This is a genomic window from Pseudomonas sp. HS6 (assembly GCF_023375815.1).
Classification (GTDB): Bacteria; Pseudomonadota; Gammaproteobacteria; order Pseudomonadales; family Pseudomonadaceae; genus Aquipseudomonas.
Map to the genome: position 1 here is coordinate 4263022 of NZ_CP067412.1, position 15132 is coordinate 4278153.

16 protein-coding genes and 1 pseudogene are annotated in these 15132 nt (G+C 60.3%); 11 read left to right on the forward strand and 6 right to left on the reverse strand.

The window, feature by feature from the left end; translation table 11 throughout:
- The first annotated feature begins 7 nt into the window (after positions 1-7).
- Positions 8-229, forward strand: coding sequence for a hypothetical protein (locus tag JJN09_RS19270; protein ID WP_249483088.1), 222 nt, complete (start codon positions 8-10; stop codon positions 227-229).
- Between the two features lie 92 nt (positions 230-321).
- Here JJN09_RS19270 and rpmG read toward each other — a convergent pair whose 3' ends face one another.
- Entirely contained in the window at positions 322-477 is a 156-nt protein-coding gene (rpmG, locus tag JJN09_RS19275) for a 50S ribosomal protein L33 (RefSeq protein WP_003177274.1), read from the reverse strand.
- An 11-nt stretch (positions 478-488) separates the two neighbouring features.
- Entirely contained in the window at positions 489-722 is a 234-nt protein-coding gene (rpmB, locus tag JJN09_RS19280; protein ID WP_003177273.1) for a 50S ribosomal protein L28, read from the reverse strand.
- 447 nt (positions 723-1169) lie between these two features.
- Here rpmB and JJN09_RS19285 point away from each other — a divergent pair, with 447 nt between their 5' ends.
- Positions 1170-2756 (forward strand): ABC transporter substrate-binding protein, encoded by a 1587-nt coding sequence (locus JJN09_RS19285; RefSeq protein WP_249483089.1) that lies wholly within the window; start codon positions 1170-1172, stop codon positions 2754-2756.
- A gap of 162 nt (positions 2757-2918) precedes the next feature.
- Here JJN09_RS19285 and radC read toward each other — a convergent pair whose 3' ends face one another.
- Complete coding sequence (gene radC / locus JJN09_RS19290) at positions 2919-3593, reverse strand: DNA repair protein RadC (RefSeq protein WP_249483090.1); 675 nt, start codon at positions 3591-3593, stop codon at positions 2919-2921.
- A 135-nt stretch (positions 3594-3728) separates the two neighbouring features.
- Here radC and coaBC point away from each other — a divergent pair, with 135 nt between their 5' ends.
- The 4 genes and pseudogenes from coaBC (at position 3729) to argB (ending at position 7968) form a co-directional block, all read left to right on the forward strand.
- Positions 3729-4937, forward strand: coding sequence for a bifunctional phosphopantothenoylcysteine decarboxylase/phosphopantothenate--cysteine ligase CoaBC (coaBC, locus tag JJN09_RS19295; RefSeq protein WP_085606127.1), 1209 nt, complete (start codon positions 3729-3731; stop codon positions 4935-4937).
- Between the two features lie 5 nt (positions 4938-4942).
- Complete coding sequence (dut, locus tag JJN09_RS19300; protein WP_249483091.1) at positions 4943-5398, forward strand: dUTP diphosphatase; 456 nt, start codon at positions 4943-4945, stop codon at positions 5396-5398.
- A 263-nt stretch (positions 5399-5661) separates the two neighbouring features.
- Positions 5662-7038, forward strand: a pseudogene (locus tag JJN09_RS19305) (phosphomannomutase/phosphoglucomutase); the annotation flags it as partial.
- 24 nt (positions 7039-7062) lie between these two features.
- Positions 7063-7968, forward strand: coding sequence for an acetylglutamate kinase (gene argB, locus JJN09_RS19310; RefSeq protein ID WP_003229488.1), 906 nt, complete (start codon positions 7063-7065; stop codon positions 7966-7968).
- A 70-nt stretch (positions 7969-8038) separates the two neighbouring features.
- Here the strand turns inward: argB and pyrE are convergent, their stop codons facing one another.
- Positions 8039-8683: an orotate phosphoribosyltransferase gene (pyrE, locus tag JJN09_RS19315; protein WP_011336558.1), complete on the reverse strand. Its 645-nt coding sequence runs from the start codon at positions 8681-8683 to the stop codon at positions 8039-8041.
- Between the two features lie 82 nt (positions 8684-8765).
- On the opposite strand from pyrE, the gene JJN09_RS19320 reads away from it, so the two are divergent.
- The gene (locus tag JJN09_RS19320) at positions 8766-9545 is read left to right on the forward strand and encodes an exodeoxyribonuclease III (RefSeq protein WP_007920349.1); all 780 of its coding nucleotides are present in this window, start codon (positions 8766-8768) and stop codon (positions 9543-9545) included.
- A gap of 93 nt (positions 9546-9638) precedes the next feature.
- On the opposite strand, the gene JJN09_RS19325 is transcribed toward JJN09_RS19320, so the two are convergent.
- The gene (locus JJN09_RS19325; RefSeq protein ID WP_249483092.1) at positions 9639-10007 is read right to left on the reverse strand and encodes a DUF4870 domain-containing protein; all 369 of its coding nucleotides are present in this window, start codon (positions 10005-10007) and stop codon (positions 9639-9641) included.
- A gap of 29 nt (positions 10008-10036) precedes the next feature.
- Positions 10037-10759, reverse strand: coding sequence for a ribonuclease PH (rph, locus tag JJN09_RS19330; protein WP_085731379.1), 723 nt, complete (start codon positions 10757-10759; stop codon positions 10037-10039).
- A 269-nt stretch (positions 10760-11028) separates the two neighbouring features.
- Between rph and JJN09_RS19335 the strand changes: the two genes are divergently transcribed.
- From JJN09_RS19335 to spoT, 4 genes are all read left to right on the forward strand, one after another.
- Positions 11029-11892: a YicC/YloC family endoribonuclease gene (locus JJN09_RS19335; RefSeq protein WP_007954440.1), complete on the forward strand. Its 864-nt coding sequence runs from the start codon at positions 11029-11031 to the stop codon at positions 11890-11892.
- A gap of 12 nt (positions 11893-11904) precedes the next feature.
- Positions 11905-12525, forward strand: coding sequence for a guanylate kinase (gene gmk / locus JJN09_RS19340; RefSeq protein WP_249483093.1), 621 nt, complete (start codon positions 11905-11907; stop codon positions 12523-12525).
- A gap of 168 nt (positions 12526-12693) precedes the next feature.
- The gene (gene rpoZ, locus JJN09_RS19345) at positions 12694-12957 is read left to right on the forward strand and encodes a DNA-directed RNA polymerase subunit omega (protein ID WP_003229503.1); all 264 of its coding nucleotides are present in this window, start codon (positions 12694-12696) and stop codon (positions 12955-12957) included.
- Positions 12958-13014: 57 nt separating this feature from the next.
- Entirely contained in the window at positions 13015-15120 is a 2106-nt protein-coding gene (gene spoT, locus JJN09_RS19350; protein ID WP_007954439.1) for a bifunctional GTP diphosphokinase/guanosine-3',5'-bis pyrophosphate 3'-pyrophosphohydrolase, read from the forward strand.
- Positions 15121-15132 lie beyond the last annotated feature (12 nt).

A 15132-nucleotide genomic window follows, 5' to 3' on the forward strand; every position in this document is an offset into this window, starting at 1 on the left:
ATGCCGCATGCCCAATATCACGACTTACACCGACGCCCAGGTGCTCGAGTTGATCAACTCGGTCATCGGCTCGACCTACTCCGAAGAACTGCGTCAGCAAGTCGAACAGACCACCGGCCGTCCTACACGCCCATGGGGCAATTATGTGGCGACCTACGACTCGCGCGCCGAACGCATCAACCTTAATGTCAACGCCGATGAGAGGATCATCTCGATCTACTTTGGCTGAGCGCCCTGCCAGCGCTTGAAACCGTTTTTCAGGCAACAAAAAAGGCCCGTATCGTGAGATACGGGCCTTTTTCGTAAGTCAGGAAAAATCAATTACTTGATTTTGCCTTCCTTGTAGATCACGTGCTTGCGAACAACCGGATCATATTTCTTGATCTCGATTTTGTCCGGGGTAGTACGCTTGTTCTTGTCGGTAGTGTAGAAGTGACCAGTACCGGCGCTCGAGATCAAACGAATCAATTCACGCATGATTAGCTCCCTTAAACCTTGCCGTCGCGACGCAGCTCGGCCAGCACAACGCTGATGCCACGCTTGTCGATGATACGCATGCCTTTGGCGGAAACGCGCAGGCGTACGAAACGTTTCTCTTCTTCAACCCAGAAGCGGTGATGCTGCAGGTTCGGCAGGAAACGACGACGGGTTTTGTTGTTTGCGTGGGAAATGTTGTTCCCAGTCACCGGACCCTTACCGGTAACTTGACATACTCTAGACATGCCTCAGCCCTCTAAAACCACATGCCCAACCCGGCATGGGTTGGCCGCTTAATCTCTAGTCATTGTGGCGCCAGGCGCCGCGATTCTTTAGAGGTCTTACCGGCTACACCTACAAGCGAAGGAACCGGGCCCCTAGAAAAGAGCGCTGCTTTATACCAGAAAGACCACGGAGCAACAACTTTCCGTGTGCAAAGAATGGCTAAAAAGCCGTTTTTCCAGCCCGCAAGCGGCTTGGGCAAAGGCTGGCGGCAATTTTTACCATTCGTCGAAGAAAACCGATCATACCCGCATTCGAGACTTTTCCTGCCGCCACTTCCGACAAATCCTCAGCCGCACAGCCCCGAAAAATGCAAAAAGGGGATAGTCATTTGCAATCGCGACCACTAGGGTAGGCCTTTTCCAGACTGCACTTGCAGATGGGCCTTCGATCTGTAAAGGAAGCCGACCATGCGCCTCGCTGCCCTCCCCCTGCTGCTCGCCCCGTTATTGCTGAGCCCTCTGGCCCAAGCCGCCGCCCTGAGCGTGTGCACCGAGGCCAGCCCCGAAGGGTTCGACGTGGTGCAATACAACTCGCTGACCACCACCAACGCCTCGGCCGATGTGCTGATGAATCGTCTGGTGGATTTCGACACCACCAGCGGCAAGGTGGTCCCGAGCCTGGCCGATAGCTGGGAAGTCAGCACCGACGGCCTGAGCTATGTGTTCAGGCTGCACCCGCAGGTGAAGTTTCACACCACCGACTACTTCAAGCCGACCCGCGATCTGACCGCCGAAGACGTCAAATTCAGCTTCGACCGCATGCTCGACCCGGCCAACCCGTGGCACAAGGTCGCCCAGAGCGGCTTTCCACACGCCCAGTCGATGCAGTTGCCGAGCCTGATCAAGAAGATCGACGCACTCGATCCGCTGACCGTGCGCTTCACTCTTGATCATCCAGACTCCACATTCCTGGCCACTCTGAGCATGGGTTTCGCCTCGATCTATTCCGCCGAATACGCCGACAAACTGCTGAAGGCCGGCGCCACCGACAAGCTCAACAGTCAACCGGTCGGCACCGGCCCATTCGTGTTCACCCGATTCCAGAAAGACGCGTCGATCCGCTACAAAGCCAACCCGGACTACTTCGGCGGCAAACCGGCGGTGGATCCGTTGATCTTCGCCATCACCCCGGACGCCAACGTGCGCCTGCAAAAGCTGCGGCGTAACGAGTGCCAGATCGCCCTGTCGCCAAAACCATTGGACGTACAGGCCGCGAAAGAAGAACCGACGCTGAAAGTCGAAAAGACTGACGCGTTCATGACCGCTTTCGTTGGCATCAACAGCCAGCATCCGCCACTGGACAAGCCGGAAGTGCGTCAGGCGATCAACCTCGCCTTCGACAAGGCCAACTACCTGAAAGCTGTGTTCGAAGACACCGCCGAAGCTGCCAACGGCCCGTATCCGCCGAACACCTGGAGCTACGCGAAGAACCTGCCGGGCTACCCGCACGATGTGGAAAAAGCCAAGGCATTGCTGGCCAAGGCCGGGCTGAAGGACGGTTTCCAGACCACCATCTGGACGCGCCCGTCCGGCAGCCTGCTCAACCCGAACCCGAGCCTCGGCGCACAACTGCTACAGTCGGATCTGGCGGAAATCGGCATTCAGGCAGAAATCCGCGTGATCGAATGGGGCGAACTGATCCGTCGCGCCAAGGCTGGCGAGCATGACTTGCTGTTCATGGGCTGGGCCGGTGACAACGGCGACCCGGACAACTTCCTCACGCCGCAGTTTTCCTGCGCGGCGGTGAAGTCCGGCACCAACTTCGCCCGCTACTGCAACGCCGATCTGGACAAGCTGATCAGCGCCGGCAAGACCACCAGCGAACAAGGTGTACGCACCAAGCTCTACGAACAGGCGCAGGCGCAGATTCAGCAGCAGGCGTTGTGGCTGCCGCTGGCGCATCCGACCGCGTATGCGCTGACGCGTAAAGACGTGCAGGGTTATTCGGTGAGCCCGTTCGGACGGCAGGACTATTCCAAGGTCACCCTCAAATAACCCGCCACAACACAAAACCTGTGGGAGCTGCGGTGCGACGATTCGACTTGCCAGCGATAGCGGACTGACAGACAACATTGTGCTGAATGTGCCGCCGTCATCGCTGGCAAGTCGAATCGTCGCACCGCAGCTCCCACAGGGTTTTGTATTCTCCCTTCGGATCTACATCCAGCCACACTCCGCCATCGACAACGGCTCGCCGTCTCCGACGATGAAGTGGTCGAGCACCCGCACATCGATCAGCTCCAAAGCCTTCTGCAAACGCTTGGTCAGCAAACGATCAGCCTGACTGGGATCGCTGTTTCCCGACGGATGGTTGTGGCACAGGATCACTGCTGCCGCGTTGTTGGCCAAGGAACGTTTCACCACTTCCCGGGGATGCACGGCGGTATTGTCGATCGAGCCGCGAAACAGCGCCTCGAAAGTCAGCACCTGATGTTTGGAGTCCAGAAACAGGCAGCCAAATACTTCATGCGGCTCATGACGCAGCATGGCTTTGAGGTAATCACGGACGACCTGGGGGTTTTCAAGCGCCGTTTTTTGGCGCATGCGCTCGGCCAAGTGTCGCCGGCCCATTTCCAGCACGGCTTGCAACTGGGCGAACTTCGCCGGGCCCAGGCCCAATTGCTCACTGAACGCTGCGAGATCGGCCTCAAGCAAAGCACGCAAGCTGCCGAACTGACCCAAAAGATGCCTCGCTACATCCACCGCACTTTTGCCGGATACACCGGTGCGTAGAAAAATCGCCAGCAATTCGGCATCGGAAAGACTTCCCGCGCCCTGTTCCAACAGCTTCTCCCGCGGCCTTTCCGCCGCCGGCCAATCGCGAATACTCATACACATTCCTTGTCTGTGGGCGCCGCTGTTCCGTAGCGGTCGCTGTGATATCGTAGCCCATCTTTTTTGCGGGCGAATTCACCCTGGGGAGGGGGTTTCGCCACGCATGTCACCAACGAAATGAAAGGCAGACCTATGCAGCGGCTGTATCGGAAACGCATCGTTCTGGGCGTCGGCGGCGGCATTGCTGCCTACAAGAGCGCCGACCTTGTGCGCCGCCTGATCGACCAGGGCGCCGAAGTGCGCGTGGTCATGACCCGGGGCGGCAGCGAATTCATCACCCCGCTGACCATGCAGGCCCTGTCCGGCCACCCGGTTCACCTGGATTTGCTCGACCCGGCCGCCGAAGCGGCGATGGGCCACATCGAACTGGCCAAATGGGCCGATCTGGTGCTGATCGCCCCGGCCACCGCCGACCTGCTGGCCCGTCTAGCCCAAGGCATCGCCAACGACCTGCTGACCACGCTGGTGCTGGCCACCGACGCCATCGTCGCTGTCGCCCCAGCCATGAACCAGGCCATGTGGCGCGACCCGGCGACCCAGGCCAACCTGCAACTCCTTGAAAGCCGTGGCCTGAAGACCTTCGGCCCGGCCTCCGGCAGCCAGGCCTGCGGCGACGTCGGCATGGGCCGCATGATGGAAGCCACCGACCTGGCCCAGCTCGCGGCGGACTGCTTCCAGCGTCAGGCACTGACCGGCAAGCACGTGGTGATTACCGCCGGCCCGACCCAGGAAAACATCGACCCGGTGCGCTACATCACCAACCACAGCTCCGGCAAAATGGGCTTCGCCCTGGCTGAAGCGGCAGTGGAAGCCGGCGCCCGCGTGACCCTGATCAGCGGCCCGGTGCACCTGCCGACGCCGGATCGTGTCACCCGCATCGACGTGGTCAGCGCCCGCGACATGCTCGCCGCGTGCGAAGCCGCGATCCCTTGCGACATTTTCATCGCCTCGGCAGCGGTTGCGGACTACCGTCCGGAAGTCGTCGCCCCGCAAAAATTGAAGAAAGACCCTACGAGCGGCGACGGCTTCGTCCTGCAAATGGTGCGCAACCCGGACATCCTGGCCACCATCGCGACCCGTCCCGACCGTCCGTTCAGTGTCGGCTTCGCCGCCGAGACCGAACACCTGCTCGACTACGCTGCACGCAAGCTGAAGGACAAGAATCTCGATCTGATCGTCGCCAACGACGTCGCCAACCCGAGCATCGGTTTCAACAGCGAAGAAAACGCCTGCAGCGTCATCGACCGTGCGCTGCACGCCACGGTTTTCGCCCAGACCAGCAAGAGCAAGATCGCTCGCCAACTGGTCACTTTTATCGCCGAACGTCTGAACCAGGTTTAATTTACATGCACGCTTTGCAAGCCAAGATCCTCGACCCACGCATCGGCACCGAATTTCCGCTGCCGCAATACGCCACACCGGGCTCCGCCGGCCTCGACCTGCGCGCCATGCTGCAAGAGGACATCGTGATCAAACCGGGTGAAACCGTGCTGATCCCTACCGGTCTGTCGGTGTACATCGGCGACCCGAACCTCGCCGCGCTGATCCTGCCGCGCTCGGGCATGGGTCATAAGCACGGCATCGTGCTGGGCAATCTGGTCGGTCTGATCGACTCCGATTACCAGGGGCCGCTGATGGTCTCCTGCTGGAACCGTGGCCAGAGCGAATTCACCATGCCGGTCGGCGAGCGTCTGGCGCAACTGGTGCTGGTACCGGTGGTACAGGCGCATTTCGAAATGGTTGAAGAGTTCGTCGAAACCGAGCGCGGCGCCGGCGGCTTCGGTCATTCCGGCACCAAGTGATCGGCTAGACAATCGTCGTGGCGAGGGCGTTTTCCTCGCCACGAATTTCAAATTGTCATCTGCAAGGTTTAGCGCCGAAAATCAAGGCATTGGCAGGCCGAAGCCACGCCGCACAAGGCGTCATGGCCCTTTCACACCACGAACTCTCTGTGAAAACCGCCGTCATACCCTTCAGTTTGAGCCTGCCGCCGAGATGATTCGACGGTGTGTCCCGCCACTTTCGAGATGGAGCATTTCCGCAGATGAGCACCCCCGCCCAAGTCGCCCCGAAGCTTCCCGACAGCATCTTCCGCGCCTATGACATTCGCGGCACCGTGCCGGAATTCCTCAATGCCGAAACCGCCTACTGGATCGGTCGCGCCATTGGCTCCCAGAGCCTGGCCCAAGGTGAACCGAACGTGTCCGTCGGCCGTGATGGCCGCCTGTCCGGCCCAGAACTGGTTGCCGAGCTGATCCGTGGCATCGCCGAAAGCGGCTGCCACGTCAGCGACGTTGGCCTGGTGCCGACCCCGGCGCTGTACTACGCCGCCAACGTGCTGGCCGGCAAATCCGGCGTGATGCTCACCGGCAGCCACAACCCGTCGAACTACAACGGCTTCAAGATAGTGATCGCCGGCGACACCCTCGCCAACGAACAGATCCAGGTTCTGCACGAGCGTATCAAGACCGGCAACCTGAGCAGCGGCACGGGTAGCGTGACCCAGGTCGAAATCCTCGACCGTTACACCACCGAAATCGTCCAGGACATCAAACTGGCCCGACGCCTGAAAGTCGTGGTCGACTGCGGTAACGGCGCAGCCGGCGTGATCGCCCCGCAACTGATCGAAGCGCTGAACTGCGAAGTCATCCCGCTGTTCTGCGAAGTCGACGGCAACTTCCCGAACCACCACCCGGACCCGGGCAAGCCTGAAAACCTTGTCGACCTGATCGCCAAGGTCAAAGAAACCAAGGCCGATATCGGCCTGGCCTTCGACGGTGACGGCGACCGCGTCGGCGTGGTGACCAACACCGGCACCATCGTCTTCCCGGACCGTCTGCTGATGCTGTTTGCCCGCGACGTACTGGCCCGCAACCCGGGCGCGGAAATCATCTTTGACGTCAAATGCACCCGTCGCCTGATCCCGCTGATCAAGGAATACGGCGGCGAGTCGCTAATGTGGAAAACCGGTCACTCGTTGATCAAAAAGAAAATGAAACAATCCGGCGCGCTGTTGGCCGGCGAAATGAGCGGGCACATCTTCTTCAAGGAACGCTGGTTCGGTTTCGACGACGGCATCTACAGCGCCGCACGGCTGCTGGAGATCCTCAGCAAGGAAAAATCCGACGCGGAAACGCTGTTCGCGACCTTCCCGAACGATATTTCCACGCCGGAAATCAATATCCATGTGACCGAAGAGAGCAAATTCAGCATCATTGATGCACTGCACGATGCACAGTGGGGCCCAGGCGCCGACCTGACCACCATTGACGGCGTGCGGGTCGATTACGCCAAAGGCTGGGGCCTGGTGCGCGCCTCCAACACCACACCGGTGCTGGTGCTGCGCTTCGAGGCCGATGACGAGGCTGAATTGCAGCGCATCCAGGCTGTGTTCCATGCCCAACTGAAACGCGTTGCACCTGATCTCCAACTACCGTTCTGATTTCTGATTCACCCGGAGCCCTGAATGACCCTCGAACGCGAAGCCGCCGCCCACACCGCCCAGGTCCTGTCCGAAGCGCTGCCTTACATCCGACGTTATGTCGGCAAGACCCTGGTGATCAAATACGGCGGCAACGCGATGGAAAGCGAGGAGCTGAAAACCGGCTTCGCCCGCGACATCGTCTTGATGAAAGCCGTGGGCATCAACCCGGTCGTGGTTCACGGCGGCGGCCCGCAGATCGGTGATCTGCTCAAGCGCCTGTCGATCGAAAGCCACTTCGTCGACGGCATGCGCGTGACCGACGCGGCGACCATGGACGTGGTGGAAATGGTCCTCGGCGGCCAGGTCAACAAAAGCATCGTCAACCTGATCAACCGTCACGGCGGCAGCGCCATCGGCCTGACCGGTAAAGACGCGGGGCTGATTCGTGCGAAAAAGCTCACCGTCACCCGCCAGACCCCGGAGATGACCCAACCGGAAATCATCGACATCGGTCAGGTGGGCGAAGTGGTCGGGATCAACACCGAACTGCTGAACCTGCTGGTCAAAGGCAACTTCATCCCGGTGATCGCGCCGATCGGCGTGGGTGAGAACGGCGAGTCGTACAACATCAACGCTGACCTGGTGGCCGGTAAAGTCGCCGAAGCGCTGAAAGCCGAGAAGCTGATGCTGCTGACCAACATCGCCGGCCTGATGGACAAGTCGGGCACCGTGCTGACCGGCCTGAGCACCCAGCAGGTCGATGATCTGATCGCCGACGGCACCATCTACGGCGGCATGCTGCCGAAGATCCGCTGCGCATTGGAAGCGGTTCAGGGCGGCGTGGGCAGCTCGCTGATCATCGACGGCCGCGTACCGAACGCAATCCTGCTGGAAATCTTCACCGACACCGGTGTGGGCACGCTGATCAGCAATCGCAAGCGTCCGTAAGCCGTAGCGCAAACAAAAAGACCCCGCTCAGCCTGACTGAGCGGGGTCTTTTTTTACCCGGAAGAAGCGATCAGACGCCGAACTGGGCGCGATAGGCTTCAACGGCTGGCAGGTGCTGCTTGAGCTGCGGGTCGTCAGCCAGGAATTCCAGCACCTGGTTCAGCGACACGATGCTGATGACCGGGATGCCGAAATCACGTTCGACTTCCTGAATCGCCGACAGCTCGCCGTTGCCGCGCTCCTGACGGTTCAGGGCGATCAGCACGCCAGCGGCCTTGGCGCCGTCCTGGGAAGCGATGATCTGCATCACTTCACGGATCGCGGTGCCGGCGGTGATCACGTCGTCGATGATCAGCACGTCGCCGGTCAGCGGTGCGCCGACCAGGCTGCCACCCTCGCCGTGGGCCTTGGCTTCCTTGCGGTTGAAGCACCAAGGCAGGTCACGGTTATGGTGCTCGGCCAACGCCACGGCGGTGGTTGCCGCCAGCGGGATGCCTTTGTAGGCCGGGCCGAACAGCACGTCGAACGGAATACCGCTCTCGGCGATGGCTGCGGCGTAGAAACGACCCAGCTGCGCCAGCGCGGAACCCGAGTTGAACAGGCCGGCATTGAAGAAGTAAGGACTGGTGCGCCCGGACTTCAGGGTGAACTCACCGAAGCGCAAAACGCCGCGATCGATGGCAAAACGAATGAAATCGCGCTGATACGCTTGCATGAAAAAAACCCCAAATACCACGGATTTAGCTAATTAGCTTGACGCCGTGTATCATACACGCACGCGATTTTTGGGGCCATTTATGCGGATCATCAGTGTGAACGTCAATGGTATTCAGGCTGCAGTCGAGCGAGGTTTGCTCAGTTGGCTGCAGGCACAGAATGCCGACGTCATCTGCCTGCAGGACACCCGTGCCTCCGCCTTTGAACTGGACGACCCAGCCTTCCAACTGGATGGCTACTTCCTTTATGCCTGCGACGCAGAAGTTCCCGCCCAAGGTGGCGTGGCTTTGTACTCGCGGTTGCAACCGAAGGCTGTCATCAGCGGTCTCGGTTTCGAGACGGCCGACCGCTACGGGCGCTACCTGCAAGCAGATTTCGACAAAGTCAGTATTGCCACCTTGCTGCTTCCTTCGGGAATGAACGGCGATGAGGACTTGAACCAGAAGTTCAAGCTCATGGACGACTTCGGCAAGTACCTGGACAAACAGCGGCGCAAACGTCGCGAGTACATTTATTGTGGCTCGCTGTACGTCGCGCAGCAGAAGCTCGACATCAAGAACTGGCGCGACAGCCAGCAATCCCCGGGCTTCCTGGCGCCGGAACGTGCCTGGATGGACGAGATTGTCGGCAACATGGGCTACGTCGATGCCCTGCGCGAAGTCAGCCGCGAAGGCGACCAGTACAGCTGGTGGCCGGACAACGAACAGGCCGAGATGCTGAATCTGGGCTGGCGCTTCGACTACCAGATCCTGACCCCGGGCCTGCGGCGCTTCGTGCGCAGCGCACGCCTGCCACGTCAGCCACGGTTCTCGCAGCACGCACCGCTGATCGTCGACTACGACTGGACGCTGACCATCTAAGCGGCGATTCGTGGATGCAAAAAAGCCGACATCGCTGTCGGCTTTTTTGTGGGCGCTGATTTTTGCTTTTATGCAGGGGACTCGAGTTGATCGTTATTTGACCAATCGCCAAGTGAACGGATAGCGGTAAGGAAACCCGTTATTAGCCTTCACCCCGGCAATAATCGGCAGCACAAACGAGCAAATGACCACAGGGATAATCAGCAGATACCCAATAAGCACTACCGTCAGCCCCACGCTAATGAGCGTAGCAATGGTCATCGTGATCTGAAAATTCAGTGCTTCCTTACCCTGCGCATCAATAAACGAGTCCTTCTCACGCTTCATCTGCCAGAGGATCAGCGGCCCGATCAAACTGCCAAATGGAAACCAGATCCCCAGCAAGCCGGACAAGTGACAGAACATCGCCCATTGGCGAACCTCCTGGCTCGGCCTGGGCAGTAACTCTTGCTCATCACTCATCGCGCCCTCCTTGCGGGTTACGAATCTGCTCAGTCGGCCAGTGCGGCCGTTTGCAGTTCGAAGATCTCGTTCATGCCTTTCTTGGCCAGTTCCAGCATCGCGTTCAGCTCTTCAGGCTGGAACGGCGCGCCTTCGGCAGTGCCCTGCACTTCGATGAAACCACCGGTGCTGGTCATTACCACGTTGAGGTCGGTCTCGGCGGCGGAATCTTCAAGATAGTCCAGATCCAGCACCGGCTCGCCCTGGTACATACCCACGGAGACAGCACCGATCATTTGCTTGAGCGGATCGCCGCCCTTCAGGCCGCCGCGCTTCTTGATGACTTTCAAGGCATCGACCAGCGCAACCATAGCGCCGGTGATCGACGCGGTACGGGTGCCGCCGTCAGCCTGGATCACGTCGCAGTCGACGTACAGGGTGACGTCGCCCAGCTTGGACATGTCCAGCGCGGCGCGCAGGGAACGACCGATCAGGCGCTGGATTTCCAGAGTACGGCCGCCCTGCTTGCCACGGCTCGCTTCACGCTGGTTACGCTCGCCGGTGGCGCGCGGCAACATGCCGTACTCGGCGGTCAGCCAGCCCTGGCCCTGACCTTTCAGGAAACGTGGTACGCCGTTTTCGACGCTGACGGTGCAGATGACTTTGGTATCACCGAATTCGACCAGTACCGATCCTTCGGCGTGCTTGGTGTAGTTGCGGGTAATGCGGATCGAGCGGAGCTGATCGGCAGCGCGACCACTTGGACGTTTCATAGGAGATACCTGTACTGGGGACGGAAAACTGCGGAGCATTATAGAGCTGCGCACCGCGCCTGGGCACTGCTTAAAAATTCCGGCCGTCGATCAAGGGCCCTGAAACGCACTTCGCCGACGGCCTGCAGCCCTTTGTCACACCGTGTGTTTGGGCGCATCTGCCGCACTGCGCTACAATCCTGCGCCTTTGCTGCCAGTCGGCTTAAATTCATTGATATCGAGCTGCGGAGCTTCAAATCCGCGCCGATCTGTATCGCGAGGTCACCGCCATGGTGCACAGCATGACCGCCTTCGCCCGCGTCGAGAAAGCCGGCGTTCAGGGCACCCTGAGCTGGGAGCTGCGCTCGGTCAACAGCCGCTACCTGGAACCCCATCTGCGCTTGCCGGAGTCGTTCCGCGACCTCGAAGGCGCCGTCCGCGAAGCCCTGCGTCAGGGCCTGTCGCGCGGCAAACTGGAATGCACCCTGCGCTTCACCGAGGAAAGCACCGGCAAGCCGCTGCAAGTGGATCGCGAGCGCGCCGCGCAACTGGTCGCCGCTGCCGAAACCGTCGCCGGCCTGATCAAGAACCCGGCCGCGCTCAACCCGCTGGAAGTGCTGGCCTGGCCGGGCGTACTGGTCGCCGACGCCACCGACCCGCAGGCGTTGAACGCCGAGGCGCTGGCCCTGTTCAATCAAGGCCTGAAAGACCTCAAGGCCGGTCGCGAGCGCGAAGGCGCGGAGCTGGCCCGCCTGATCAACGATCGCCTGACCTCCATCGAGGAAGATGTGGTGACCCTGCGCGAACTGGTTCCGCAGATGCTCGCCACCCAGCGCCAGAAAGTCCTCGACCGCTTCGCCGACATGAAGGCCGAGATGGACCCGCAGCGCCTGGAACAGGAAATGGTCATGCTCGCGCAAAAGAGCGACGTGGCCGAAGAACTGGATCGCCTGAGCACCCACATCATCGAAGTTCGCCGGGTGCTGAAATCCGGCGGTGCCGCCGGGCGGCGCCTGGACTTCCTGATGCAGGAACTCAACCGCGAAGCCAACACACTGGGCTCCAAGGCCTTCGACCCGCGCAGCACCCAGGCGGCGGTCAACCTCAAGGTGTTGATCGAGCAGATGCGCGAACAAGTGCAGAATATTGAGTAAGGCTACCCCGACATGACCCACAGCACCGGCACCCTGTACATCATTTCCGCCCCTTCGGGCGCGGGCAAGAGCAGTCTGGTCAAGGCCCTGACCGACGCCAACGAAGAAATCCGCGTCTCGATTTCCCACACCACCCGTGCCATGCGCCCGGGCGAAGTGGACGGCGTGAACTATCACTTCGTGACCCGCGAAGAGTTCGTGAAGATGGGCGAGCACGGCGATTTCCTCGAACGCGCCGAAGTCTTCGGCAACTTCTACGGCACCTCGCAAAGCCGCCTGCAACAGACTCTGGATGAAGGCCACGACCTGATTCTGGAAATCGACTGGCAAGGCGCCGAGCAAGTGCGCAAGCTGATGCCACAGGCGCGCTCGATTTTCATTCTGCCGCCATCGCTGCAGGCCCTGCACCAGCGCCTGACCAACCGTGGCCAAGACAGCGACGAGATCATCGACGGCCGGATGCGCGAAGCCGTCAGCGAGATGAGCCACTACGTCGAGTACGACTACCTGATCATCAACGACGATTTCGCCCACGCGCTGGACGATCTGAAAGCGATTTTCCGCGCCAATCAGCTGCAACAGAAACGCCAACAAGTGCGTTTCGGCAAATTGCTGGCTGAATTGCTGGGCTGAAACAGCACTTCCCAAAACCGCTGCAAGGGCTTTACATTGGTGCTTGCAGCGCGTTGAAGAGTCTGGTCAAAAAATCAGCGCTTCCCTAATCGCTGGTGATTTTTTAAACTGTTGAGTCCGCTCGCCCAACCGGGCAGCGCGCATATTGCATTCGCTCCGAGGAATACCATGGCCCGCGTAACCGTTGAAGACTGCCTAGAACACGTGGAAAACCGCTTTGAGCTGGTCATGCTCTCTACCAAGCGTGCCCGTCAACTGGCCACCGGCGGCAAAGAGCCCCTGGTACAGTGGGAAAACGACAAACCGACCGTAGTTGCGCTGCGTGAAATCGCTGAAGGCCTGATGAGCTACGAGTTCATCGCCGAGCAGGAAATCGTCCACGAAGACCCGGTCTTCGCTGCGTTCGAGGACGAGTCCAACGAGGCCGTCTAAGCCTATGCCTGGTCGACGTAGCACGGCGCGGGATCACAGCCTACGGCAGGAGACATCATGCCGAGCATAGACGCCCTCGCCGATCGCTTATCGACCTACCTCGGCAACGACCAGGTCAACCTGGTCCGCCGAGCGTATTTCTACGCCGAACAAGCCCACGACGGCCAACGCCGCCGCAGTGGTGAGGCGTACGTCACGCATCCCCTTGCCGTGGCAAATATTCTTGCCGACATGCACATGGACCATCAGAGCCTGATGGCCGCGATGCTGCATGACGTGATCGAAGACACCGGTATCGCCAAAGAGGCGCTGCAAGCGCAGTTCGGTGAAACCGTGGCCGAACTGGTCGACGGGGTCAGCAAACTGACCCAGATGAACTTCGAGACCAAGGCCGAAGCCCAGGCTGAAAACTTCCAGAAAATGGCCATGGCCATGGCACGCGACATTCGCGTGATCCTGGTCAAGCTCGCCGACCGCCTGCACAACATGCGCACGCTGGAAGTGCTGTCCGGCGAAAAGCGCCGGCGCATCGCCAAGGAAACCCTCGAGATCTACGCACCCATCGCCAACCGGCTGGGCATGCACGCAATCCGCATCGAGTTCGAAGACCTCGGCTTCAAGGCCATGCACCCGATGCGTTCCGCGCGGATCTACCAGGCCGTCAAACGTGCCCGGGGCAACCGCAAGGAAATCGTCAACAAGATCGAAGAGTCCCTTGGCCATTGCCTCGCCATCGACGGCATTCAGGGTGAAGTCAGCGGTCGCCAGAAACACCTCTACGGCATCTACAAGAAAATGCGCGGCAAGCGTCGGGCCTTCAACGAGATCATGGACGTTTACGCGTTCCGGATCATCGTCGACAAGGTCGACACCTGCTACCGCGTGCTGGGTGCTGTTCATAATTTGTACAAACCGTTGCCGGGGCGCTTCAAGGATTACATCGCGATCCCCAAGGCCAACGGCTATCAGTCGCTGCACACCACGCTGTTCGGCATGCACGGTGTACCGATCGAGATCCAGATCCGCACCCGTGAAATGGAAGAGATGGCCAACAACGGCATCGCCGCCCATTGGCTGTACAAATCCAGTGGCGACGAGCAGCCGAAAGGCACCCATGCCCGCGCCCGTCAGTGGGTCAAGGGCGTGCTGGAAATGCAGCAACGTGCCGGCAACTCACTGGAATTCATCGAGAGCGTGAAGATCGACCTGTTCCCGGACGAGGTCTACGTGTTCACGCCCAAAGGCCGGATCATGGAGCTGCCGAAAGGCTCCACGGCGGTCGACTTTGCCTACGCGGTACACACCGACGTCGGCAACAGCTGCATCGCCTGCCGGATCAACCGTCGTCTCGCGCCGCTGTCCGAACCGCTACAAAGCGGCTCCACGGTCGAGATCGTCAGCGCCCCTGGCGCGCGGCCGAACCCGGCGTGGCTCAACTTCGTGGTCACCGGCAAGGCGCGGACTCACATCCGCCATGCGCTGAAACTGCAACGCCGCTCCGAATCCATCAGCCTCGGCGAACGCCTGCTGAACAAGGTGCTCAACGGCTTCGACAGCGCGCTTGAACAGATCCCGGCCGAACGCGTGAAGGCGATGCTCACCGAATACCGCCTCGAACTGATCGAAGACTTGCTGGAAGACATCGGCCTGGGCAACCGCATGGCCTATGTCGTGGCACGCCGCCTGCTCGGCGAAGGCGAGCAATTGCCAAGCCCGGAAGGCCCGCTGGCGATTCGCGGCACCGAAGGCCTGGTCCTCAGTTACGCCAAATGCTGCACGCCAATCCCGGGCGACCCGATTGTCGGTCACCTGTCGGCGGGCAAAGGCATGGTCGTGCACCTGGACAACTGCCGCAACATCAGCGAAATCCGCCACAACCCGGAAAAATGCATCCAGCTCTCGTGGGCCAAGGATGTCACCGGCGAATTCAACGTCGAACTGCGCGTCGAGCTGGAACACCAACGCGGCCTGATCGCCCTGCTGGCCAGCAGCGTCAACGCGGCCGACGGCAATATCGAGAAAATCAGCATGGACGAACGCGATGGCCGCATCAGCGTCGTCCAACTGGTGGTCAGCGTCCACGACCGTGTGCACCTGGCCCGCGTGATCAAGAAACTGCGCGCCCTGACCGGGGTGATCCGCATCACCCGCATGCGTGCATAACTCAAACATTAC

Excerpts from the sequence above, each read along its gene's own strand:
- JJN09_RS19270 (WP_249483088.1), top strand. The coding sequence starts at position 8 with ATGCCCAATATCACGACTTACACCGACGCCCAGGTGCTCGAGTTGATC.
- rpmG (WP_003177274.1), bottom strand. The coding sequence starts at position 477 with ATGCGTGAATTGATTCGTTTGATCTCGAGCGCCGGTACTGGTCACTTC.
- rpmB (WP_003177273.1), bottom strand. The coding sequence starts at position 722 with ATGTCTAGAGTATGTCAAGTTACCGGTAAGGGTCCGGTGACTGGGAAC.
- JJN09_RS19285 (WP_249483089.1), top strand. The coding sequence starts at position 1,170 with ATGCGCCTCGCTGCCCTCCCCCTGCTGCTCGCCCCGTTATTGCTGAGC.
- radC (WP_249483090.1), bottom strand. The coding sequence starts at position 3,593 with ATGAGTATTCGCGATTGGCCGGCGGCGGAAAGGCCGCGGGAGAAGCTG.
- coaBC (WP_085606127.1), top strand. The coding sequence starts at position 3,729 with ATGCAGCGGCTGTATCGGAAACGCATCGTTCTGGGCGTCGGCGGCGGC.
- dut (WP_249483091.1), top strand. The coding sequence starts at position 4,943 with ATGCACGCTTTGCAAGCCAAGATCCTCGACCCACGCATCGGCACCGAA.
- argB (WP_003229488.1), top strand. The coding sequence starts at position 7,063 with ATGACCCTCGAACGCGAAGCCGCCGCCCACACCGCCCAGGTCCTGTCC.
- pyrE (WP_011336558.1), bottom strand. The coding sequence starts at position 8,683 with ATGCAAGCGTATCAGCGCGATTTCATTCGTTTTGCCATCGATCGCGGC.
- JJN09_RS19320 (WP_007920349.1), top strand. The coding sequence starts at position 8,766 with ATGCGGATCATCAGTGTGAACGTCAATGGTATTCAGGCTGCAGTCGAG.
- JJN09_RS19325 (WP_249483092.1), bottom strand. The coding sequence starts at position 10,007 with ATGAGTGATGAGCAAGAGTTACTGCCCAGGCCGAGCCAGGAGGTTCGC.
- rph (WP_085731379.1), bottom strand. The coding sequence starts at position 10,759 with ATGAAACGTCCAAGTGGTCGCGCTGCCGATCAGCTCCGCTCGATCCGC.
- JJN09_RS19335 (WP_007954440.1), top strand. The coding sequence starts at position 11,029 with ATGGTGCACAGCATGACCGCCTTCGCCCGCGTCGAGAAAGCCGGCGTT.
- gmk (WP_249483093.1), top strand. The coding sequence starts at position 11,905 with ATGACCCACAGCACCGGCACCCTGTACATCATTTCCGCCCCTTCGGGC.
- rpoZ (WP_003229503.1), top strand. The coding sequence starts at position 12,694 with ATGGCCCGCGTAACCGTTGAAGACTGCCTAGAACACGTGGAAAACCGC.
- spoT (WP_007954439.1), top strand. The coding sequence starts at position 13,015 with ATGCCGAGCATAGACGCCCTCGCCGATCGCTTATCGACCTACCTCGGC.